The organism is Sodalis sp. RH19 (assembly GCF_047324215.1).
Classification (GTDB): domain Bacteria; phylum Pseudomonadota; class Gammaproteobacteria; order Enterobacterales; family Enterobacteriaceae; genus Acerihabitans.
Window position 1 is genome coordinate 4011628 of sequence record NZ_CP178734.1, and the last position, 23636, is coordinate 4035263.

The window sequence follows — 23636 nt, forward strand, 5'->3', positions numbered from 1 at the left end:
AGTCCTTGGGTTATTTGCCGCTGCCCGCCACGCCCTCGCCGCCGCGTGTCAGGTAATAGGCCAGGAGTATCGGCAGCATGGTCACCAGGGTGACCAGCAGGGAAACGACATTGGTGATGGGCACATCGCGCGGACGACCCAGTTGGTTCATCAGCCACAGCGGCAGCGTGCGCTCATGGCCGGCGGTGAAGGTGGTGACGATGATTTCGTCAAACGACAGCGCGAACGCCAGCATGCCGCCTGCCAGCAGCGCCGAGGACAGCCCCGGCATCACCACATAGCGGAAGGTCTGCCAGCCGTCGGCGCCCAGGTCCATCGACGCCTCGATCAGGCTAAAAGAGGTGCGGCGCAGCCGGGCGATAACGTTATTGAAAACAATCACCACGCAGAAAGTGGCATGGCCGATAACGATGGTCATCAGGCCGGGGCTGATATCCAGCGCCTTGAAAGCGGACAGCAGGGCGATGCCGGTGATAATGCCCGGCAGGGCGATGGGCAGCACCATCATCATGGCGATGGCCTGTTTGCCCAAAAAATCCCGCCGGTACAAAGCCGCCGCCGCCAGGGTGCCCAGCAGCAGGGCAATCAGGGTCGCCAGGCAGGCCACCTGCAGGGACAGCCACAGGGCGGACAAAATATCCGGGCGCCCGGCGGCCAGTTCAAACCAGTGCAGGGTAAATCCCCGCGGCGGAAAACTGAACGCCGCGTCCTCGGTGTTAAAGGCGTACAGGGCAATGATCCCCAGGGGAAAATGCAGGAACAGGATACCGCCCCAGGCGGCAAGCCTCAGCGCCAGCGGCGCGCGATCAGAGCGCATCGAAGGCCCCCAGACGTTTGGCCAGGGTAAGATACAAACCGATCAACACCATCGGCACCAGCGTAAACGCCGCCGCCATGGGCATATTGCCGATGGCGCCCTGCTGGGCGTAAACCATGCTGCCGATAAAATAACCCGGCGGCCCCACCAGCTGCGGCACGATAAAATCGCCCAGGGTCAGCGAAAAGGTAAAAATGGAGCCGGCGGCAATGCCCGGCACCGCCAGCGGCAGCACCACATAGCGCAACGTCTGGTCCGGACGGGCGCCAAGATCGGCGGAGGCCATCAGCAGCGACGGCGGCAGGCGCTCAAGCGCCGCCTGGATCGGCAAAATCATAAACGGCAGCCAGATATACACAAACACCATAAAGCGGCCCAAATGGGAGGTGGACAGGGTGCTGCCGCCGATGCCCGGCAGGGTAAGCACCGCCTGCAGCGCCGGCTGCAGGCCGAGATGCTGTAAAAACCACTGCAACACGCCGTCATGGGCCAGCAGCAGCGTCCAGGCATAGGCCTTAACGATATAGCTGGCCCACATCGGCATCATCACCGCAATATAAAAAAACGCCTTCCAGCGGCCGCTGGTATAACGCGCCATATACCAGGCGATGGGAAACGCCAGCAGCGCGCTGGCCAGCGTGACCGCCACCGCCATCGCCAGGGTGCGCAGGATAATGTCGTAGTTGGCCGGACTGAACAGCGCGAGGATATTGGCCGTGGTCAGCTCCGGCAGCACGGTCATGGTGAAATCGTCAAAGGTATAGGCGCCCTGCCACAGCAGGCTGAGCAAGGCGCCCAGGTAAATGATGACAAACCACATCAGCGGCGGCAGCAACAGTAACGCCAGCAGCACCGCCGGCCGGCGGTAGAGGAATGTCGCTATCGCGCGGCCCGGGCGCCGGGCGGTTTGCGGCCGATCGGCCAGGCTCATAGCCATACTCCTTACTCCTCGAGGACGGTCATGGCCGCCCGGGACCAGGACGCGGTCAGCCGCTGGCCGAGGGCAATCCCTTCCTGGCCGGATGAACGTACCGGATGGGTCTCGCTGACGGAAAAATGGGTTCCCTCCGCCAACACCAGCTCATAGCGGGTCATCGCCCCCTGAAACAGGATATTGCTCACAACGCCGCTAACCGACAGCTCGCCGGCCGGCGCGGGCGCGCCCGCTACGCTGATGCGGGCAAACTCCGGCCGCACGGCGAACAGGCCGTTTTCGCCGGTGAGTTCCCGGGCCAGCTCGCCGCCAATCACATTGGCGCTGCCGACAAAATTGGCGACGAACCGGCTCCTGGGCTGAAGATAAAGCCGGCGCGGCGTATCCACCTGTTCAATGCGTCCCTGGTTAAATACCGCCACCCGGTCGGACATGGAAAGCGCCTCGCCCTGATCGTGGGTGACAAAAATAAAAGTGATTCCCAGCTCGCGCTGCAGGGTTTTCAGCTCGCCCTGCATCTGTTCGCGCAGCTTGAGATCCAGCGCCCCCAGCGGTTCGTCCAGCAGCAGGATGCGCGGTTCGTTGACCAGCGCGCGCGCCAGCGCCACCCGCTGGCGCTGGCCGCCGGAAAGGTGGGCCGGCTTGCGATCGTGCACATCGCCCAGCGCCACCCGCGCCAGCGCGGCCCGGGCCCGGGCCATGCGCTCGGCGCGCCCCACCCCTTTGACCATCAGGCCATAGGCCACGTTGTCGAGCAGCGACATATGGGGAAACAGGGCATAATCCTGGAACACGGTATTGACGTCGCGCTGATAGGGCGGCAGGTTGGCGGTGTCGACGCCGTGCAGCCGGATAACGCCGCCGTCCGGCTGCTCAAAGCCGGCAATCAGGCGCAGGCAGGTGCTTTTGCCGGAACCCGACGGCCCCAGCAGCGCGAAAAATTCCCCGTCGGGAATATCCAGCGATACCCCGTCCACGGCGGCAACGCCGTTAAAACGGCGCGTTACGTTATCCAGGCTCACCGCACTGTTCATCATGGCCCCTCCTGCTGGCGCCCCGGCGCAGGCGCCGCGGGCAAATTACCGGCGCCCTAACGGCCGCCCATCATGGCGATATAATCCTGGGTCCAGCGGCTGTAGGATACGCACTGGCCGCCGTTGCCGCTGTCGCACTTCGCCATCGGCGTTTTCCAGAAGGCGATTTTGTCGAACTGGCTGAAGCCGTTGGTTTCACACCCTTTGCTCCCCAGCAGGGTACTGGCCTTGCAGCCTTCCGGCACCGCCGGCACCGACCCGAACCAGGCGGCGACATCCCCCTGCACTTTCGGCTCCAGCGACCAGTTCATCCAGCGGTAGGCGCAGTTGGGATGGGCGGCATCGCTGTGCAGCATGGTAGTATCCGCCCAGCCGGTAACCCCTTCTTTCGGGATCACCGTGGCGATCGGCTGCCCCTCGCCCGCCAGGGCATTGGCCTGATAAGGCCAGGCGCCGGACGCCACCACCCCTTCGTTTTTAAAATCGCTCATTTGCACCGAGGTGTCGTGCCAGTAGCGGTGAATCAGGGGATGCTGCTGTTTGAGCAGCGCCAGCACCGCCTGGTACTGGGTTTCATTGAGCTGGTAGGGGTCCTTGATGCCGAGCTGCGGCTGGGTACTTTTCAGGTACAGCGCCGCGTCGGCGATATAGATCGGGCCGTCGTAAGCCTGTACCCGGCCCTTATTGCTTTTGCCGTCCGGCAGGTTTTGCGGCTCGAATACCACCGACCAGCTGTCCGGCGGCGTGGTGAATACCCGGGTATTGTACATCAGCAGATTGGGTCCCCATTGGTACGGGGCGCCATAGGTTTTGCCGTCGACGTTATACCAGGCGCCGCCCGTCAGGCGCGGATCGATCTTGCTCCAGTTGGGGATCAGGGCGGTATTGATCGGCTGGACGCGTTTGCCGAGGATCAGGCGCAGCGAGGCGTCCCCGGAGGCGGTGACCAGATCGTAGCCGCCCTTGGCCATCAGGCTGACCATCTCGTCGGAGGTGGCGGCGGTCTTGACGTTGACCTGGCAGCCGGTTTCCTTTTCAAACGCCGTCACCCAGTCATACTGCTTGTCGGTCTGGCCGCGCTCGATATAACCGGGCCAGGCGATGATATCCACCCGCCCTTCGTTTTCGCCCAGCCGGGTGGGAAGATCGGCGGCCCGGGCCAGGGCGCTGATACATAACACGCTGATACATAAGGCGCTTGACCGCATTATTTTATTCATTGCCTGTCTCCTGTCTCGGGGTTGGGGGGCGGGTGGGAAAACGGGTATCGAATTTGGCCATGATATGACGCACCACGCTGTACTCCTGCAATGCCTCGCCGGAAAGATCCTTGCCGTAGCCCGAGCCTTTCAGGCCGCCGTGGGGCATCTCGCTGACCAGGGTGAAATGGGTATTGATCCAGGTACAGCCGTATTGCAGCTTCGAGGCCAGGAAAAACGCCAGGTCGACATCACGGGTCCAGACCGAGGACGCCAGGCCGTACTCCGAGTCGTTGGCCCAGGCCAGCGCCTGGGCGATATCCTCGAAGCGGGTGACGCTGACCACCGGGCCGAACACCTCTTTTTTGATGACCTCATCGTGCTGCAGGCAGCCGGCCAGCAGCGTGGGCGGGTAATAAAAGCCGGGGCCGGCGTGGGCCTGGCCGCCGGTGACCAGGGAGATATGCGGCTGTTCCAGCGCGCGTTCGATAAAACTGGCCACCCGGTCGCGCTGACGCGAAGAAATCAACGGGCCAAGCTCGTTGTCTGCATCAATGGGCCGGGCATAACGCAGGCCGGCCACCGCCTCCCCCAGCGCGTCCACCAGCCGGGAGTAGATGCCGGCCTGGGCGTAGATGCGGCAGGCGGCGGTGCAGTCCTGGCCGGCGTTGTAATAGCCATAGCGGCGGATCCCCTCCACCACCGCCTGCAGATCCGCGTCGTCGCAGACGATGACCGGCGCGTTGCCTCCCAGCTCAAGATGGGTACGCTTGATGCCGCCGACCGCCGCCTGGAGGATCTTCTGACCGGTGACGGTATCGCCGGTCACGGAAATCATGCGCACCAGGGGATGATTGACCAGCGCCGCGCCGGTGGTCTCGCCGCGGCCGGAGATAACATTAACCACGCCGGGGGGAAGCAGGCCGTCCAGCCGGGACATCAGCGCCAGGATCGATAGCGGGGTATGTTCGGAGGGCTTGAAGACCAACGTATTGCCCGCCGCCAGCGCCGGGGCTATTTTCCAGGCGGCCATCATCAGCGGGTAGTTCCAGGGCGCAATGGAGGCCACCACGCCGAGCGGGTCGCGGCGCAGCATCGAGGTATGGCCGGCGATATACTCCCCGCCCAATTGCCCTTGCTGGCAACGCACTGCCCCGGCAAAAAAGCGGAACACGTCGGCGGCGGCGGCGATATCGTCCTGCCGCGCCTGGTGCAGGGGCTTGCCGCAGTTCAGCGCTTCCAGCCCGGACAGCAGGCCGGCGTGGCGGTCGATGACGGCCGCGATCTCCAGCAGGATGCCGGCGCGAAAGGCCGGGGTGGTGGCGGACCAGTGCGCAAAGGCGCGATGCGCGGCGTTAACCGCGCCGATCACCTGCTCCTCGCCGGCTTCGTTAAGCGCAAGGATGACCGCGCCGGTGGCGGGATTGATAATCGGCTGCGCGGCACCTTCGCCGGCGACGGTTGCGCCGTCGATGAAGTTGAGCCAACGAGTCTCGCTTAACAGGGAAAGGTCGGTCACGGCGTTGCCCTCGGGGATTGGCGCGGGTGTTAACAACGTAGGTACAATTGCTTACACATTGAGACTATCCCGCAGGCCTGCCAGCGACAAATTCTAAATAACGAACGCCCCGTTCGATTAAAGCGAAACCTTGCGCGCCGACGTCTTTTCGCGCGCCAGCGCCAGGAACGGCGTCACCAGCTCCGGCCGGCTGTTGCCCCGCCGCCAGGCCAGGCCGATATTGAGATGTTCATTCAGATCCGACAACTGGCGGGCCTCAATCATGCTGCCTTCCAGCGACCAGGGACGGTAGGCCATGTCCGGCTGGATCGACACGCCGAGCCCGGCGGCCACCATGCTGCGCACCGCCTCGGTGGACGCGGTGCGCATGGCGATGCAGGGATGCAGCCCGGCCCTGGCCCAGATTTGCCTGGCGTGCCTTTCCATTTCATCGGCGTTGAGCTGCACCAGCGGATAGGGCGCCACATCGCCCAGGGAAATGGCTTCCTGCTCCAGCAGCGGATGCAGCGGCGGCAGCCATAACCGGTACGGGGAATGGACCAACACTTCGGTCTGCAGGGCGTGGCGGTCCTCCAGGTTGCTTAAGATCAGCACGCCGATATCGATCTCGCCGTTGACCAGCAGATGCTCGATATAACGGCGTTCATCTTCAATAATCTGCACCGTCACCTCGGGATAACAGGCGCGGAACCGGGTCAGCATATCCACTAAAAAATACCCGGACACCAGGCTGGTCACCCCCAGGGTCAGGTTGCCGCTCAGGCGCGCCATGCCCTGCTTGACGCTGAATTTGGCATTATCCACCGTCGCCAGGATCAGGTTGGCCTGGCGCAGAAACTGGTGGCCCTGATGGGTGAGCGTCATGCCTTTGGCGTGCCGTTCGAACAGCGGCGCCTCCAGTTCCTCCTCCAACTGCTGCACCGCCAGCGTCAGCGAGGACTGGGCGACGAAGGTGGCCTGGGCGGCGCCGGAAATGGAGCCGGCCTCGGCCACCGCAATAAAATGACGTAACTGCCGCAGTGTCAGCATCAGCGCCCGCCCCGTTATCCAAATAATAAGCAACCTTATCTAATAGTTATATAGAGCGGGTGACCCTATAGCCAGTAAATAGCGCGCATGCCGGACAGTTTCGGAAAAATCGAACGCCGGGATCGGCGCCCGCGCCCGCCCGGGGCGCAAAGCGGTGCCGGTCCCGGCCGCGCCCATGCATTTACCGTCGCGGTTGCTATAGTAAACAGGGGATGGATGTCACCGGGGTAGCGCATGTCTAACTTTGCCATCAGAAATAATAAGGTGTACTGGCGCGCCAGCGGCCAGCAGTTAATCATGGAGGCCTGGGGCGAAGACAGCCTGCGGGTCAGGGTCAGCTACTATGCCAAACTGGATATGCAGCAGGATTGGGCGCTGCTGCCGGTGAAAAAAAAATCCAGGCCGGTCATCACGCATACCGATGGGCGGGTGACCCTGGTTAACGGCAAGATCAGGGCGGAAATCGATAAGCGCGGCCGGCTGGCGTTCTACAACCAGCGCGGCGAGCTGCTGCTGGCCGAACAGTGGCGCCAGCGCACCACCGACGGCATAGAACCGGGCGAGACCGATAAGGACAAATATATCAGCCCGCTGGAAATCGAGGCGCGGGAGTTCAATCCCATTCCCGGCGGCAAATATCAGCTGACGCAGTTTTTTGAAGCGCGGCGCGGCGAGAAAATCTACGGCATGGGGCAATATCAGCAGGGCATGCTGGATCTCAAAGGCTGCCTGCTGGAGCTGGCCCAGCGCAATTCGCAGTCCAGCGTGCCCTTTATGCTTTCAAGCCTCGGCTACGGTTTTTTATGGAACAATCCGGCGGTGGGCGAAGTCCATTTCGCCGCCAACCAGACGGTCTGGCGCGCGCGGGTCACCGACCGGCTGGATTACTGGATTACCGCCGGCGACAGCCCGGCCGCCATCGAGGAAAACTATGCCCGGGCCACCGGCACGGTCTCGGTGATGCCGGAATTCGCCACCGGCTTTTGGCAATCGAAGCTGCGCTACCGTACCCAGGAGGAAGTACTGGCGGTGGCGCGGGAGTACCGGCGGCGCGGGCTGCCGCTATCGGTGTTGGTGATCGACTCCTTCCATTGGCCCATCCAGGGTACCTGGTGTTTTGATCAACGCGACTGGCCGGACCCCAAGGGCATGGTGGACGAGCTGCGCGCCATGGGCATTGAGCTCATGGTCTCTATCTGGCCGACCGTCGACGGCCGGGCCGACAGTTTTGCCGATATGGAAACCAAGGGATTGCTGGTGCGCACCGACCGCGGGGTGCCCATCAATCTCGACTCGCGCGGCAGCACCACGTTTTTTGATCCCACCAACCCCAAGGCGCGCGCGTATGTCTGGAAAAAAATCAAAAAAAACTATTACGATATCGGCATTCGCCTGTTCTGGCTGGATATGGCGGAGCCGGAATACCGCACCTACCACTTCGATAATTATCGTTATGCCATGGGCACTGCGCTTGAAGTCGGCAATGTCTATCCGCAGAACTTCACCCAATGCCTGTATGACGGACAGCGCCGGGAGGGGCAAACCGGCATCGTCAACCTGGTGCGCTGCGCCTGGGCCGGCAGCCAGCGCTTCGACGCGCTCGCCTGGTCGGGAGACGTGCATTCCTCATTCACTTCACTGCGTATCCAGGTGGTCGCCGGGTTGAATATGGGGCTGGCGGGCATCCCCTGGTGGACGACGGATATCGGCGGTTTCCAGGGCGGGGACATCCGCGACCCCGGCTTTCTAGAACTGCTGGTGCGCTGGTTCCAGTGGGGCGTGTTCTGCCCGGTCATGCGCCTGCACGGCTGCCGCGAGCCGCAAATCGATCCGCCGGAAAAGTTCCGCGACGGCGTCGAACAGTGCAACAGCGGCTCGGCAAACGAGCTGTGGAGCTTCGGCGAACGGAATTACCGCATTCTGTCGCGCTGGCTGCATATCCGCGAGCGTCTGCGGCCCTATATCCAGCGCCAGATGGTGGCGGCCCATGACAAAGGCACGCCGGTGATGCGCCCGCTGTTTTACGATTTTCCGCAGGATGAGCCCTGCTGGTCAATCGAGGATCAGTATCTGTTCGGGCCGGATATCCTGGTGGCGCCGGTGCTGGAGGCGGGGATGGCATCCCGGCGCGTCTATCTGCCGCCGCTGCCCCAGGGTATGCGCTGGCGGGATTTTTTCACCGGCCGGACCCACCCCGGCGGCGCCTGGATCGAGGTGGCGACCCCTATCGACACCATTCCGGTGTTTGTCAGGAACAAGGCGGATATCGACGCGGGCGCTACAGCTTGATAATGGCCGTTTCCCACGGGCGGATAACGCCGTTTTCCCACGGGGTCGGGTCGGGATAGTTATTGAGCAGCGGGACCGATCGCGCGCTAAGGCGCAGTTCCGCCGGGTCGACGGTAAGCGTAAGGCCGCTGAAATTGCCGAACACCAGATATTCCTCGCGTTCATACCGCCGGCAATAGGCAAACAGCTGGCCGTGGTCGGGCAACAGCAGTTCATAACTGCCGTAGACCAGCCAGTCCGCCGTCTTGCGCAGCGCCACCAGCCGCCGGTAATAATGGAATACCGAGTCCTTATCTTCCACCGCCGACAAGGCGTTGATGTCCCAATAGTTGGGGTTTACCTTTATCCACGGCGTGCCGGCGCTGAAACCGGCATGCTCGCTGGTATCCCATTGCATGGGGGTGCGGGCGTTATCGCGGCTCTTGGCGTAGATCGCCGCCATTAGGCCCTGGGGCCGGTACCCGGCCGCCAGGCGGTCGCGGTACATGTTCAGGGTTTCGATATCGCGGTAATCGGCGATAGCGGCAAAACGCACGTTGGTCATGCCGATCTCCTCGCCCTGGTAGATATAGGGCGTGCCCGCCATGCCGTGCAACACCGTGGCCAGCATTTTGGCGCTTTCAACCCGATACCGGCCGTCATCGCCAAACCGCGACACCGCCCGCGGCAGGTCATGGTTGTTCCAGAACAGGCTGTTCCAGCCGCGGCCGTACAGTTCGGTCTGCCAGCGGCTTAACACGGTTTTCAGCTCGCGCAGGTCATAGGGGATGATATCCCATTTTTCGCCACCGACCCGGGCCTGATCCAGCGTCAGGTGGCCAAACTGGAAGATCATGCTCAGTTGCCGGCTCTCGGGATCGCTCCAGCGCACCCCGGTCTGCGGGGTGGCTCCCCAGGCTTCGCCGACGGTCAGGATATCGTCATACTGACCGAAGCCGTCTTCATTGAGTTCCAGCACGTAGTCATGCAACCGGGGACCGTTGGCGATGATGCGCTGTTCAGGGATTTTGCCGATCAAATCGATGACATCGAAGCGAAAGCCGCCCACGCCTTTTTCCAGCCAGAAGGTCAGCACATCGACGATTTCCCGGCGCACCTGGGGATTAGCCCAGTTCAGGTCCGGCTGTTTGCGCGAGAACAGATGCAGGTAATATTCATCGAGCCGTGGTTCATATTGCCAGGCGCTGCCGCCAAATACCGACATGAGATCGTTGGGTTGCTTGGTCCAGATATAATAATCATGATAAGGATTATCCGGCGATGTACGCGCCTCGCAAAACCAGCGGTGCTCGTCGCTGGTATGGTTAGCCACCACGTCCATCATGATCTTCATGCCGCGCCTGCCGGCTTCGGCTATCAGCAGATCCATATCGTCCATGGTGCCGAACTCGTCCATGATGCGGTAATAATCGGCAATGTCATAGCCGTTGTCATCGTTGGGCGACGCGTATACCGGGCATAACCACAGGACGCCCACGCCCAGCAGCGCCAGGTAATCCAGTTTGCGGATAATGCCCGCCAGATCGCCGATACCGTCGCCGTCGGCGTCATAAAAACTGCGGGGATAAATTTGATAGACTACGGAACGATGCCACCATTTATGCTCATGATTCATAAAAGACCCTTAATATCCGCCGGGAGGCTCCTCCTTCCCGGCTGCGCCGACGCGATGCTGGTTTAAGCACGATACTGTTAGGTATATGCCAAGCCGGCGAAAGTCGCCAGCGCCGGCCATGGCGCCGTTTTTGGCGTCAATGGGCCGGGGGCGCGGCCCGCGTTTGCGACGCGCGGGCCTTTTCATCCTCCGCCTCGCCCATGCGCTGCAGCAACCGATGGCCGATATTATTGGTCCAGTTAAAGCTGTTTTGCAGCACCACCACCGCGATGTTATGCCGCGTGTCCAGCCCGATATAGCTGGAATAGCCGCCGATAAAACCGACCTGGTAGGTAATTTTCTGCGCGCCGAGATCATCGACGATCCAGCCCAGCGCCGCGGCTTCCCGCGTACGGCTATAACGTACGCTAAGGGAGTCCCGCAGCGCCGCGTCCAAGGCGGGATAACCGGTGGGGCGCAGATGCGCGCGCGCATACAGCAGCAGGTCGTCGGCATTGGTGTACAGCCCGGCGGCGCCCACCATATACGATGAAAAATGCCAGTCGGGCACCGCCTGCCCGCGGCGGATAAACTTGGGTTGATCGCCCGCGTGGCCGATGGCCCGGCGCGCATAACCAGGCAATGAGCCGGCGTCGTAGCCGGTATGCTCCAGGCCCAGCGGCCCGGTAATATTTTCCGCCAGCAGCTCTGTGACTTTTTTTCCGCCGCGGCGCTGCAGGATATAATCCAGCAAGGCATAGCCCAGGTTGGAATAGCGCGGTTCCAGGCGGGCGGGACGATGAAAACCGGCCAGCGCATCCATCAGCCGGTCATTATCCAGCGAAGAGTAGAAATTCTCGCCGGTAAATAAATAATGAACGAAAGAAGTTAATATCTCTAGGGAAAACATTTGCCTTGGCAGGCCGGAAGTATGGGTGACTAATTGCAGCAGGGTAATATTGCGCGCGTCCGGGCTGAGCGGCACGGTCGACGGTAATAGCGTCTCCAGCGTCTCATCCCAGCGCAAGAGGCCCTTATTAACCAGAATGACCGTCACCTCGGCAAGGAATCCCTTGCTCACCGATCCGACGGCAAAGAGCGTATCGCCCCGGACGGGGTATCCCCCGCGCTTATCGGTAACGCCATAACCAAAGGTGGCCATGGCGCCGTCGGGCCGCAGCACGCCGACCACCAGGCCGGGCGATTGCCCGGCGGCGATCATGGGCAGCGCCAGGCTGTCCACCTGGGCGCGCAAATCGCCGTGGCCGGCAAGGCGCAGGCCCTCGACGGCCGAATTATCAATGGGCATGCTTGACAGGGTGGCGCAGGCGGAGAGGACAAATGTGCCTGAAAACATTAATCCTATTTTAATTAAATTTTTTATCATTGTTTCCAAAAATAATTTTGTCTCATACGTGCCCGCGCTTACCGTCCTGGCCGGCGGGCGCCGATTGTCCCACCCGCCCGCTCCGGTGGCAATAGCTGTCCGGACATTCTTTCAGCGCCTGGCGCGCTTATTAATGTGAGGGCGGTAATTGCGCTATGCGCGGCCCGGGGCGCCGCCGGCGGGGAATAATACGGCACGGGGAAAGGTCACTAAATGCAATAATTCCCTTCATAATAATAAAATGCCCAGAAGCAGACGAAAAATTAAGAAGGTCCTTCAGAATTTGCGCCAAATAGACCTGAATGGTTTACGCCGGCTGTTTATCCCGCGGTCCGGCCAGGCCGCAACCAGCGCGGCAGTGAAAGGCGATGGTTAAAAAAATCTGTCCGGTCGCGACTTTTGCCCTGGCCGCCGTCCGGCGAATAAATCAGCAGGCCTGTTAAATCCGCCGGAAAGGTATCCCAAATAAGATAAAAATATCTCATGATTTAATGTCATCAGTATAAACTTATCCTCCGCCTAGTATAATCAACGGGTTAACCCACGACTATCCCAGGCCATTGCATACCGGCGCCTTATATATCCAGGGTGGCAAAAAGCCGGCGCGGCGCGGCGGACATGGCTTTTATTCAGCGGCAATCATGGTTATGCCGGTGGAATAAAAAACAACGTTAAGTATTAACACACTCTTTTGCGGCCCTCAAAGTTCATACTTAATAATATTATTTATTCACCTATCTAATAACGGAAAATAAGCCGCCATTTTTAATGCGCACCCGATCTCAAATACGGCAAATGATTGACGACCAGAATACAGCGACGTGACATAGTTTATTGAGTAATGGCGTTTTTATTAACCCGCCGGCGGCGTGTTCCCGCAAGAATATCCTTAAGGATCGATAACTATGAGCTTAATAAATAACAGTCAGCCCGGCGCTCTTTCACCAGGTTACGGCAAAACCTCTAAATATCCCTGGCTGCTCCTGGTGGGAATACTCTGTTTATTTTCGTCTGCCGCCCTGGCGGATGAAGGCGATTTCGCCATTCCCGGAGAAGCCCCGCCGCCGCCGGTCAATCACGAGGTGACCTTATTCCAGGATGTCCGCATCTTTGACGGTAAAAGCACCGCCCTGTCCGGTCCGGCCAACGTTCTGGTCAAGAACGGCGTCATTGCGCGCATCTCCGCCGACCCCATCGCCGTGGACAACGGCGACCATGCCCAGGTGATCGCCGGCAATGGGCGCGTGCTGATGCCGGGGCTTATCGACGCGCACTGGCATGCGTTTATGGCGGCAACCCCGCAGATGATGCTGATGACCGCCAGTCCGGACTATCTGCAGATGCGCGCGGCGCACGAGGCCGGCGACACCTTGATGCGCGGTTTTACCACGGTGCGCGACCTCGGCGGTCCGGTATTCGGCCTCAAGCGCGCCATCGACGAAGGGTTGATTACAGGCCCGCGCATTTATCCCTCCGGCGCGTTTATCTCGCAAACCTCCGGCCATGGCGACTTCCGCTTTATGTTCGAGCTGCCCCGCCAGCCTGGCGGCCCCTTAAGCTTTTCTGAACGCACGGGCATTGCCGCCATCGCCGACAGCCCCGACGAAGTCCGCCTGCGGGCCAGGGAACAATTAAGGCAGGGCGCCAGCCAAATCAAGCTGATGGCCGGCGGTGGCGTGGCCTCGCAGTACAATCCCCTCGAATCGGTACAATACACCGTGCCGGAAATTCGCGCGGCGGTGGAGGCCGCGGCCAACTGGGGCACCTATGTCACGGTGCACGCCTACACCCCGGCGGCAATACGCCAGGCGGTGGACGCCGGGGTTAAAAACATCGAGCATGGCCAGCTGATGGACGAGGACACCGCCAAATTACTGGCGGACAAAGGTATCTGGCTGAGCATCCAGCCGCTGCTCGACGATGAGGATGCCTCGCCGCTGCCAACGGAGCTATCCCGGCAAAAAGCCCAGCAGGTGTTTGCCGGCACCGGCAACGCCTACCGGCTTGCCGGTAAATACCATATCAAGACGGCTTTCGGCACCGACGCGCTGTTCGACCAGCGGGTGGCCAGCCGCCAGGGCGCGCAGCTGGCCAAGCTGGTACGCTGGTTTACCCCGGCGGAAACGCTGAAAATGGCCACCGGCGACAACGGCGAGCTCATGGGATTATCCGGTTTTATCAATCCCTATCCCGGCCGGCTCGGCACGGTGGAGGAAGGATCGCTGGCGGATCTGCTGCTGGTGGACGGCGACCCGCTGGAAAATATCAAGCTTATCGAGGATCCGGGGAAGAATTTCGTGATCATCATGAAAGACGGCCATATCTATAAAGATATTTTGCCTAAATAGCACCGGGCCGTCTTTGCGCCGCCGGTAAATGGGTGGATTGGGCCGTTTACCGGCCAGGCTAAATTTTGGTATAGCGCAGCCAAACGCCATCGTGATCGGTTTTTTCCACCGATGCGAGCTTCAGGTAGTTCGGCGTTTTCCAAGCCTCGCGGGCAATTTCAAACGACGAGGGACGCCCGGGACGTCCGTCTACCAGCGGCAGGATTAGCACGCTGACCTCATCCACCAGGCCCGCGTTGACAAAAGCGCCGCTGACATGGGCTCCGCCTTCGACAATCAGCCTGGTCACGCCCAGTTCGGCCGCCAGCAGCGTAACCACCGCCGCCAAATCAATTTCCAGTTCGCCGCCAAACACATAGGACACCTCAATGGAGCGCAGGTAGGCCAGAAAATCGTCCGGGACCTGTTTTGTCACCACTTCAATCACATGTGAGTTAAGGGCGGTATTGCTTTTCCAGGCCACCAGACCCCGCGGATCGATGGATATGGCGTACTGTTCGGCATCGCGCCTGGCGAAATAATGGGTACGGGGCAGCGGCGTGCTCGCCAGCCTCTTGGGATAATCGGTGCCGTGGGATATTTCCTGCATGGTCACGCGGCCGCAAATCCAGCCATCGGCCTTAAAGGTGGCGGCGGTGGATTCATACAAGTCCGAGGCGTAGTCAAGGTTCCAGCCATCCGTCAGGCTGCGCCCGTCCACTGCCGACATCATGTGGCATACGATATAAGGTTTCATAATGGACATCTCCGGTGGAGTCATAACCTGAGGTAATTGTAGATCATGGCTGGGGATATTATGACAATACTCCGCCAGCGCGGCGGCAAACCATGAAAAAAGCCCTGACGGTGAGGTCAGGGCTTTCAGGGTGCTACGAATTTAAAATTTAACATTCAATACTTCAATTTTTTAACACAAACCACATTAACGATGTACATTTTCATACGGGAACATCAAGTATTTATAACGAGCTATCCTCCGGTATATTACTGAATAAAAGCTTCCCGACACTTATATTGGTTAATCAGTCCAGACGCCAACCGACTAACACAGCACATCACCCATCGCGATATATACTTTTGTTACAAGACCTTACTTTCTCCGTGATATTCTCAATCATTTGGCTACAAACCCACAATCACGAATATTCACTTCAACTACAAGGCTTTACTGTATCGCGCTAACATTTAAGACCCCATTGTGCGATGATAAAGCTTTATTACGTGGCCTTATTTACCATCGTGACGTCCGCCGTTTGGCAAACTCAAACCTTAAATCACGACTATTTTTACCACTTCGCTGCCTTTATCGCATCATCTTCTGGAACACAGGCTTAATTAAGTATTTCAAAACTGCCTTCGCCTGCGTTAATAATCAATCTACCCCTTTCCATCGTCATGTCAACACTGTAATTAATAACATCAACCCGGCATCACATAAGGACCGCTTATTTCTTAGCGTGCAATCCGCGCGCGGGACAGGAACCTGCGCCGCGACGGGCGCAGGATCATGACGATAGCCGGTTTTCCCTCAGCCTGAAGGATCAGTTGCTGCCCGGCACCCGGGAGGGCTGCGCTTTACGGCCCAGCTCATCAAGCAGGCGAAACTCCTCGTCGGTCAGGCGCACCTGGGTCGCCGCCAGGTTTTCCTCCAGATGTTTTACCTTACTGGTGCCGGGGATGGGCAACATGACCGGGCTGCGTTTTAATATCCATGCCAGCGCGATCTGCCCGGGAGTAAAGCCTTTTTCCTTCGCCAGGGTGTCAAGTATCGATCCGGGATTGGCCAGCTCGCCCGAGGCCAGCGGGAACCAGGGGATAAAGCCGATATTGTTGTCAGTACAATAATCCAGCACGGCTTCGTGGCCGCGCGACACCAGATTAAACATATTTTGCACCGAGACCACCGGGAAAAAGCGCTGGGCGTTTTTGATTTGCTGCACGTTGACTTCGCTCAGCCCGACGTGGCGGATCAACCCTTCTTTTTGCATCTGGGCAATGGCGTCGAACTGTTCATCCTCGGGAACCTTGGCGTCCACCCGGTGCAATTGCCATAACCCGATTTGCTCCACCTTGAGTTTGCGCAGGCTCATCAAAACCGCCTGACGCAGATATTCAGGACGCCCCACCGGCTGCCAGATATTCGGGCCGTGACGCGTCAAGCCGCCCTTGGTGGCGATAAGCAACCCGTCATAGGGATACAGCGCTTCCCGAATCAGGTTTTCGCTGACGTCCGGGCCGTAACTGTCGGCGGTATCGATAAAGTTAACACCCAGCTCCGGCAGGCGCCGCAGGGTATCCAGCGCGGCCTGCCGATCTTCCGGCTCGCCCCAGATGCCGTTGCCGGTGATGCGCATGGCGCCAAAACCCAACCGGTTGATGGTAATATCGCCTAGCGTAAATTGTCCTGAAGCCGCTGCGTTAATCGTGCTCATAATGGGTCCCCTTATGGAGTTGGTGTCTGGAATATCGCTAAGTGCCGCTATGGCGCTGACAGGATGGTGATGAAAATCGAAGGCGACAGCGTCGTGGCTATTTAGAACCGATTGGTTCAATTTATAGCGACACTTCGGGCTTAGCAAGATTTTTTGAACCAATTGGTTTTTTATTGCCGAACGGAACACCCCCCGGCCGGCAAACCAGGGTAAAGTATAGTGCAGGACAGGCCGGAGTGGTAAGCGGGCCCGCCCCGGCGGCCGGACGGCGGCTTTAGATGTACACGTCGACCTTATCGGCGTCGGCGGCGCGATTGACGCCATCGGCTTTAATCTCGTCGGTCGCGGCGGTTTTTTGCGTGCCGGCGGATTTTTCGGCCTGCTGCTGGCGCAGTTGAGCAATTTGCGCTTCCAGCATTTTGATTTGCGCCTCGATAAGCTGTTGCTGCTCCTGTTTCAGGTCGGCAGTCAGGCTGGACTGGGAGACGGTTTTCAGTTGCTTGGTCAATTTGGTGATTTGCTGGGTAAGATTCTTGATTTGCGCGGCGACGTCGCTGCCGCCCCCGGACGATGTGGCCGACGCCGAGGATGTGATGGTATTGGACAAGGTAGGGCTCCTTTTTCTATGCACCCGGTAGGTTATCGGCAACCCTGCGGGCGTCTTCAGCGCGCACATTGCAAAGAAAGCGCAAAGAAACCGTAAAAAAAGCCCGATGACAAAGGCAAAGCGGCGCACGGGGGCGCTACGCTTTACGCTGTTTGCCCCATAGCGGCGGCAAATAGTCTGAACCCCGGTCAAAGCCGGGGTTCAGGGCCGGGCGGACAACACCGTTACGCCACATCATGCTCCAGCGCTTTCGGCGCATCCTGGTTGCGCTGTCCAATCGCTATTTTTCGCGGTTTTTCCGTTTCCGGTATTTCCTGCAGCAAATTCACCGTTAACAGGCCATTTTCCAGATTGGCGCCTTCAACCTTGACATGTTCCGGCAGCCGGTAGCTCAGGGAGAAATCAGTCCGGCTGATGCCGCGATGCACCCAGCCGTCTTGTTCTTCAGCGGTGTTTTCTTCTTTGCGTTTACCGCTGATGACCAGCGTGCCGCCCTGGGCGCTGATGTCCAGCTCGTCTTCCTTCCAGCCGGGAACGCTGAGGGTTAAATCATAGCGGTCGTCGCCATGCCGGCGTATATCATAAGACGGCGTCGTGGACAGCGGCGTGTCGCCGGTGAGCTGGCTGAACAGCCGGTCGATGCGATCGAACCGATCGCTGAAAATAGCATCGTTAAAGCTTGGGAATACGGATAATGTTGTGCGTGCCATGGTTAAACCTCCTGAATATCAGTTGCACATTCAAAAGCTCAAACCTGAAGGCAATATCATCTGTTGCCTTCGCTAGTTAAATAAGGGCGCTACCACGGCTTTCAAGGGGAAATTTTGTGATATTGATCACAAATTAAATCACTGGGCCCCGCGTCTTTCTGCCTGTGTGTCCTTACCCGGCGGCAGGCCGAACATCCGGCTATATTCCCGCGTAAACTGCGATACGCTTTCGTAGCCCACCGCAAACGCGGCGCTGCCCGCCGTCATACCTTCCGCGCGCAATAACCGGCGCGCCTCGATCAGGCGCAGCTGCTTTTGGAACTGCAGCGGCGAAAGCGAAGTGACGGCGCGAAAGTGATGATGGAATGATGACGGGCTCATGCCGGCCGCCTGCGCCAGGCTATCGACCCGCAGCGGCTGGGCGAACCCGGTGCGCAGGATGGCGACGGCGCGCGCCACGCGCCGGAAATGGCCGTCCGGCCAGCCCAGGCGGCGAATGGCCGCGCCATGCCGGCCGGCCAGGAGCCAATAATGCAGTTCGCGCACCAGCTGCGCATGCAGCACCGGCACCGCCGCCGGGCGGTCCAGCAGGCGCATCAGGCGCAGCGCGGCGTCGGCGACCTCGGCGTCGGTCGGCTGGGCATGCACCGGGATCCCGGCGGCTGCCGGGTCCGCCTGCATTTCCACCGTCAGTTCCGCTATCACCGCCAGATCCAGGTCCAGCACCAGCGAAAGGTAGGGCGCGTCGCTGCTCGCGCCGGTAACCTGGCTTACCGTCGGCACATCCGCCGTGATCAGCAGCGAGTCGCCGGCGCGAAACGAGAACGCGCGGGTTCCCATCGCCACCTGCTTGCTTCCCTGTAGCACCAGGCACACCAGCGGACGGGAGATATCGTAAACCAGTCCGCTGGGCGCGGTCGCGCGGATGGTGGTCAGCCCGGCGATGGGAGTGTGGGCAAGTCCGGCGGGATCGGCGTAAGCCTCGACATACCGTCGCACGGCAGTAAGCAGGGTATCATTCATGCGCAGATGCTAGCCGATCGCCGGCCGGCAGGCAAATCAGTTTGGAGGAATAGGCAAAGAACGTCGAGGTTTCGGCAACGATGAAGGCACGGCGGACCGCTTATGATGGACATCCCAATCAAGAGGAGTGCCCCATGACTAACATCGCCATCGTTACCGGCGCCAGCCGCGGACTCGGCCGCAGCAGCGCCTTAGCCATCGCCCGCCGCGGCGGGGATGTGATCATCACCTACCGCAGCCGCGGCGAAGACGCCCGATCCGTCGTCGCCGACATCAACGCCATGGGGCGCAAGGCGGTCGCCCTGCCCCTCGATACCGGCAATATCGCGGGCTTCGCGCCGTTTGCCGCGGCGGTGAAGGCGGCGCTGAGCGAAACCTGGCGGCGCGACAGCTTTGATCATCTGGTCAATAATGCCGGCCATGGTGATTACGCACCTATCGGACAAACGACCGAGGCGCAGTTCGACAGCCTGGTCAACGTCCATTTCAAAGGCGTGTTTTTCCTGACCCAGGCGCTGCTGCCGCACATGGCGGACGGCGGACGCATCGTGAACCTGTCCTCGGGCCTGACCCGGGTATCGTATCCCGGCTACGCCGCTTATGCCGCGGTAAAGGGGGCGGTTGAGGTGTTAAGCCTCTACCTGGCGAAGGAACTGGGCAGCCGCGGGATTGCGGTCAATACGGTGGCGCCGGGCGCCATCGAAACCGACTTCGGCGGCGGCGCGGTGCGGGACAATCCGGAGATCAACAGGATTTTCGCCGCGATGACCGCACTCGGCCGCGCCGGCCTGCCCGACGATATCGGACCGATGATCGCCAGCCTGCTGTCGGAAGACAACCGCTGGATTAACGCCCAGCGTATCGAGGTCTCCGGCGGCCAAGGCATCTGAGGCGGATATCCGTGCGCCGCCGGACGCCGTTATTTCACCTCGCGGGCGATCCGCGGCGCCTGGAATAAGGGGATGTCATTACCGGTAATGTATTTCTTGCGCAGCAGGGACGAAATCTTATCCATGACCATCACAATTACCACCAGCACCAGGGTAATAAACATCACCACATCCCAATTCCACAGGCGCATATTTTCAGCGTAAACCAGCCCTACCCCGCCCGCGCCGACAAAGCCCAGCACCGCGGCGGAGCGGGTATTGGACTCAATCTGGTACAGGCTGAGCGCCAGGAAGGCGGGAAACGATTGCGTATAGATGCCGAAGCGCTGTTTTTGCACGTAGTTGGCGCCCACCGCGCTCAGGCCGCGGCCGGGCGATTTATCCACCGCCTCATGGCCTTCGGCGTACAGCTTGCCGAGCAGGCCGACATCCTGCACGATAATCGCCATCACCCCGGCCAGCGGCCCCATGCCGACGGCGCGCACGAACACCATTCCCCAGATAGCCATATCGATACCGCGGAAAATATCAAACGTGTGGCGGACCACAAGGGCGATAGGCCGCAGCGCCGGCGTGGACATCACGTTGCGCGCCGCCAGGAAAGACAGGGGCAAGGCAATCAGGGTGGCGGTAAGGGTGCCGACCCAGACAATGGCGATGGTGAGGAAGATCTGCCCGAGGTAATAGGCAAACGGCCAGTGGGCCACATCATGCCAAACCAGCATGCGCGCCATGTAATGGCCGATTTGCTGGCAACCGAGCAGGAAACGCGGCCACGGCAGGCCGAACGCCGAAAAAAAATAAACATAATACAGCGCGACGGCGGCGGTCAGCAGGCCCAGCCGGCGCAGGTAGCGGTTTTGCCGGGCGAAGATATCTTTGTGCCGCCGCCTGGATTCCGCCAGCGCCTGCGGTGACAATGTTGTGGTCGGCATCAGCCCCTCCCCTCCACGACCCATTTGCGCAGCCTGCCGGAAATATAATCCAGCAGCGCCACCACCAGGATGATCAGCAGCAGCGTCATGCTGACCTGATCGTACTGATCGAGTTTAATATTGGTCATCAGCTCCTGGCCGATGCCTCCCGCCCCCACCAGCCCCAGAATGGTCGACAGGCGGAAATTGATTTCCAGGCGCATAAAGCTGTAGGACAGGAAGATCGGCTTCACCTGCGGCCACAGGCCGAAGCGCATGCGCTGTAATGTCCCCGCGCCGCAGGCGGACAGCCCGCGCACGGGTTTGTCCGAAGCCGACTCAATGGCTTCATAAAACAGTTTGGTCAGGCTGCCGACGGTATGTACCGCCAGCGTCAGGAACCCGGGGAACGCGCCGATGCCGAACGCCATCACAAACATCACCGCCCAGGCCAGCTCCGGCATGGTGCGCAAAAACGCCACCAGCGTACGCAGCGCGAAGCGCAGCGGTGCGGGACTGCGGGTATTATTAGCCGCCAGAAACGCCAGTACGCTGGCGACCAGCACCGATAATATCGTCGAAGCCAGCGCCAGCTGCACGGTATCCCAAATCAGCGGCAGCTGGATAGGCAGCCGGTAGCCCCAGTAAGGCAGCGAGCCCAGGGTATGGCGATCGGCGAACAATACCCGCCAATGCAGGACAGGAATGGTTTGCGCCAGATAGTCGAAAAAGTGGGGAATGGCGACCCAAACCGCGTACAGGTTGAATTCGGCGATATTGCCGGCGCCAAGATACAGCACCACCAGCGCCCCCGACCATAGCAGCGAGTCGCGTTTATGTTTGCGCCGGACCTGATGATAATAGTGGTTGAAATCAGTATTCATAGGCCATCGTTTCAGAGCCGGCCGCCAACTGGCGGCCAGCGGGGGTTAACAACCCTACCGCGCCTTAGCGATTGCCTTTCACCAGCTCGCGTTTCAGGTCGATAATATCCTGGAATTCCTTCAGGGACGTGGGGGCGATATGCTGTTTGCCGCCAACCGCCTTGATAAAGCATGAGTGGTCTTGCTTATCCAACTGCTCGATAGCGTCGACCAGTTTGGCTTTAAAATCCGCCGGCAGGGAGTGGCGTACTAATATCGGGCCATTGGGAATTAACGGCGATTGCCAGATAATGCGGATTTGTTTCATCAAATCGGGATGGTCCGCCTTAATCAGGCGCACAAAGGCGCCGGTGTTGTAACCCTTATCGTAATCGCCCACCATCGACGCCCAGGTTACCGCCCCTTCGAACTGGCCGTTCAGCACGCCCAGAATATCCTGCTCATGACCGCCGGAAAAAGTAACGCTTGAGAAAAAGTTATTGTATTTATTATCAATATTGCCGCCAAATTGCTTCTTGAACACATGATCCGGGATCAGATAACCCGAGGTGGAATCCTGGTCGGCGTAACCAAAGGATTTACCTTTCAGATCTTCCAGCTTTTGATACGGGCTGTCGGCCTTGACTACCACTACAGAATGATAGCCCCTTGACTGATCGGTATCGTCCACCACGATGCCCGCCAGATCGACCGCGTTGGGATTGGCGATATACACCGAGGCAAAGGACGACGGCGACATGCTCAATACCATATCCACCTTCTCGCCCAATAACCCCTGAATGACGCCGGAATAATCGGAGGAGTTGCGCAGCTTGGTATCGACATTTAATTTTTTATCCAGAAAATCCTTTACGCACATATTGTCGCCAATCTGCTGCGTCGCGTTCTGCCCGCCGAGAATACCCAGGTTAAGTTCTTTCGGGGCATCGGCCGCACCGGCATTCAATGTCATGAAGGCACCGGCCAGCAAGGTTATCAGGGAACATGTCTTTTTCATTAAAATAGCCTTTGTGAGTCAATGAATAAAATGGCAAAAAGTGTGGGTTAATCCAACCCGCCCGCTCTATTAACGGAGGCTGATCTGCTTATCAATGAACCTGGGCAATTTCATCGCCATATAATATCTGCAAGACGTGCTCATCCAGCAGATCGGGATGTCCGTCATAAACAATCCGTCCCTGGGAAATACCTATTACTCGCGTGCAATATTCTTTTACTAATTCAACGGAATGCAGGTTTATCAAAACGGAAATATTATTTTCGGCCACGTTCTTCAGCGCACCCATAATACGGTGGGTATTTTTGGGATCGAGAGAAGCCACCGGCTCGTCCGCCAGCATTATTTTCGGGTTTTGCATCAGCGCGCGGCAAATGGCCACCCGCTGCATTTGCCCGCCCGACAGATGCTCCGCCCGTTGCAGGGCGTGGGGCAGCATATTCAGCCATTGCAGGAGTTCGATCGCCCTGGCGCGATCGTTATCGTCGAATATTTTAAACAGGGATTTTAACGTCGATGTCTGGCTTAATCGTCCCAGCAGAACGTTGGTAATGACATCCAGGCGCGGCACCAGGCAAAAATCCTGGAAAATCATGCCGCACTGCGCCCGCCATCGCCGCATCTGGCGCGCGGGCAGACTGGCGATATCCAGCATGCCGCCGTCTTGCGCGTAATGCAGGATTTCGCCGCCGGAGGCGGGCAATGAGCCGTTGAGGATATGCAGCAGGGTGGATTTCCCCGCGCCGGAACGGCCGATGATCGCGACAAATTCACCGGCGTACAGGTCAAAGTTAATGTCCTGCAATACCTTATTTTGTGGATTAAAATGCTTATTCAATCCCCTGACCGCCAAGACCTTTTTTTGTTCCAGCGCCAGCAGTACGGGATCCTCGGGCTGCGCCAACTGCAACAGTGCCTGTGCCATAAGTTTGCTCCGGAATAAGTCTACCAAACCACTATGGATTGCTATTAACGGATTAATATATGACAGCAGGATGATATTATTATGATGCTCAGATGACGCTGCCC

The 23636-nt window shown here is 59.4% G+C and carries 20 protein-coding genes; 3 read left to right on the top strand and 17 right to left on the bottom strand.

The features are described 5' to 3' along the window. Positions 1–10: 10 nt before the first annotated feature. From ACL2XF_RS18125 to ACL2XF_RS18150, 6 genes are all read right to left on the bottom strand, one after another. A complete protein-coding gene (locus ACL2XF_RS18125; protein ID WP_410012420.1) occupies positions 11–817 on the bottom strand; it encodes an ABC transporter permease in 807 nt (268 codons plus the stop codon). Further along, the gene (locus tag ACL2XF_RS18130; protein WP_413727286.1) at positions 807–1754 is read right to left on the bottom strand and encodes an ABC transporter permease; all 948 of its coding nucleotides are present in this window, start codon (positions 1752–1754) and stop codon (positions 807–809) included. The genes ACL2XF_RS18125 and ACL2XF_RS18130 overlap by 11 nt, the downstream gene beginning before the upstream one ends. 5 nt (positions 1755–1759) lie before the next feature. After that, a complete protein-coding gene (locus ACL2XF_RS18135; RefSeq protein ID WP_410016651.1) occupies positions 1760–2785 on the bottom strand; it encodes an ABC transporter ATP-binding protein in 1026 nt (341 codons plus the stop codon). A gap of 56 nt (positions 2786–2841) precedes the next feature. Next, complete coding sequence (ydcS, locus tag ACL2XF_RS18140; protein ID WP_410016652.1) at positions 2842–3993, bottom strand: putative ABC transporter substrate-binding protein YdcS; 1152 nt, start codon at positions 3991–3993, stop codon at positions 2842–2844. 4 nt (positions 3994–3997) lie between these two features. After that, on the bottom strand, positions 3998–5503 hold the full coding sequence (locus tag ACL2XF_RS18145) for a gamma-aminobutyraldehyde dehydrogenase (protein WP_413727287.1): 1506 nt from the start codon (positions 5501–5503) through the stop codon (positions 3998–4000). Between the two features lie 117 nt (positions 5504–5620). Beyond that, on the bottom strand, positions 5621–6532 hold the full coding sequence (locus ACL2XF_RS18150) for a LysR substrate-binding domain-containing protein (protein WP_410012423.1): 912 nt from the start codon (positions 6530–6532) through the stop codon (positions 5621–5623). Positions 6533–6766: 234 nt separating this feature from the next. Between ACL2XF_RS18150 and ACL2XF_RS18155 the strand changes: the two genes are divergently transcribed. Then, positions 6767–8821 (top strand): TIM-barrel domain-containing protein, encoded by a 2055-nt coding sequence (locus tag ACL2XF_RS18155; RefSeq protein WP_413727288.1) that lies wholly within the window; start codon positions 6767–6769, stop codon positions 8819–8821. Here the strand turns inward: ACL2XF_RS18155 and ACL2XF_RS18160 are convergent. Then, positions 8811–10436 carry an alpha,alpha-phosphotrehalase gene (locus ACL2XF_RS18160; protein WP_413727289.1) on the bottom strand — a complete coding sequence of 542 codons (1626 nt, stop codon included), beginning with the start codon at positions 10434–10436 and terminating at the stop codon, positions 8811–8813. The two genes, ACL2XF_RS18155 and ACL2XF_RS18160, sit on opposite strands and share 11 nt — an antisense overlap. A 136-nt stretch (positions 10437–10572) precedes the next feature. After that, entirely contained in the window at positions 10573–11772 is a 1200-nt protein-coding gene (locus ACL2XF_RS18165) for a serine hydrolase domain-containing protein (protein WP_413727290.1), read from the bottom strand. Positions 11773–12707: 935 nt separating this feature from the next. Here ACL2XF_RS18165 and ACL2XF_RS18170 point away from each other — a divergent pair. Next, positions 12708–14150: an amidohydrolase family protein gene (locus ACL2XF_RS18170; RefSeq protein WP_413727291.1), complete on the top strand. Its 1443-nt coding sequence runs from the start codon at positions 12708–12710 to the stop codon at positions 14148–14150. A 58-nt stretch (positions 14151–14208) separates the two neighbouring features. Here the strand turns inward: ACL2XF_RS18170 and ACL2XF_RS18175 are convergent, their stop codons facing one another. The 5 genes from ACL2XF_RS18175 to ACL2XF_RS18195 all read right to left on the bottom strand — a co-directional run bounded on the left by ACL2XF_RS18175 (position 14209) and on the right by ACL2XF_RS18195 (position 18922). Then, on the bottom strand, positions 14209–14886 hold the full coding sequence (locus ACL2XF_RS18175; protein ID WP_410012428.1) for a RibD family protein: 678 nt from the start codon (positions 14884–14886) through the stop codon (positions 14209–14211). A gap of 805 nt (positions 14887–15691) precedes the next feature. Further along, positions 15692–16582, bottom strand: a complete 891-nt coding sequence (locus ACL2XF_RS18180; protein WP_410012429.1) for an aldo/keto reductase — start codon at positions 16580–16582, stop codon at positions 15692–15694. Positions 16583–16856: 274 nt separating this feature from the next. Then, entirely contained in the window at positions 16857–17189 is a 333-nt protein-coding gene (locus ACL2XF_RS18185) for a FlxA-like family protein (RefSeq protein ID WP_410012430.1), read from the bottom strand. Between the two features lie 224 nt (positions 17190–17413). Then, positions 17414–17899 (bottom strand): Hsp20 family protein, encoded by a 486-nt coding sequence (locus ACL2XF_RS18190; RefSeq protein WP_410012431.1) that lies wholly within the window; start codon positions 17897–17899, stop codon positions 17414–17416. A 138-nt stretch (positions 17900–18037) separates the two neighbouring features. After that, on the bottom strand, positions 18038–18922 hold the full coding sequence (locus ACL2XF_RS18195; protein WP_413727293.1) for an AraC family transcriptional regulator: 885 nt from the start codon (positions 18920–18922) through the stop codon (positions 18038–18040). 134 nt (positions 18923–19056) lie between these two features. Here ACL2XF_RS18195 and ACL2XF_RS18200 point away from each other — a divergent pair, with 134 nt between their 5' ends. Beyond that, positions 19057–19812 (top strand): SDR family NAD(P)-dependent oxidoreductase, encoded by a 756-nt coding sequence (locus ACL2XF_RS18200; RefSeq protein WP_413727294.1) that lies wholly within the window; start codon positions 19057–19059, stop codon positions 19810–19812. 29 nt (positions 19813–19841) lie between these two features. Here the strand turns inward: ACL2XF_RS18200 and phnE (ACL2XF_RS18205) are convergent, their stop codons facing one another. From phnE (ACL2XF_RS18205) to phnC, 4 genes are all read right to left on the bottom strand, one after another. Beyond that, the gene (phnE, locus tag ACL2XF_RS18205; protein ID WP_410012434.1) at positions 19842–20747 is read right to left on the bottom strand and encodes a phosphonate ABC transporter, permease protein PhnE; all 906 of its coding nucleotides are present in this window, start codon (positions 20745–20747) and stop codon (positions 19842–19844) included. Then, positions 20747–21610 carry a phosphonate ABC transporter, permease protein PhnE gene (gene phnE, locus ACL2XF_RS18210; protein ID WP_410012435.1) on the bottom strand — a complete coding sequence of 288 codons (864 nt, stop codon included), beginning with the start codon at positions 21608–21610 and terminating at the stop codon, positions 20747–20749. Before phnE (ACL2XF_RS18210) ends, phnE (ACL2XF_RS18205) begins: the two co-directional genes overlap by 1 nt. A gap of 64 nt (positions 21611–21674) precedes the next feature. After that, positions 21675–22607, bottom strand: a complete 933-nt coding sequence (gene phnD, locus ACL2XF_RS18215; RefSeq protein WP_410012436.1) for a phosphonate ABC transporter substrate-binding protein — start codon at positions 22605–22607, stop codon at positions 21675–21677. 91 nt (positions 22608–22698) lie between these two features. Beyond that, positions 22699–23532: a phosphonate ABC transporter ATP-binding protein gene (gene phnC / locus ACL2XF_RS18220; RefSeq protein WP_413721959.1), complete on the bottom strand. Its 834-nt coding sequence runs from the start codon at positions 23530–23532 to the stop codon at positions 22699–22701. Positions 23533–23636 lie beyond the last annotated feature (104 nt).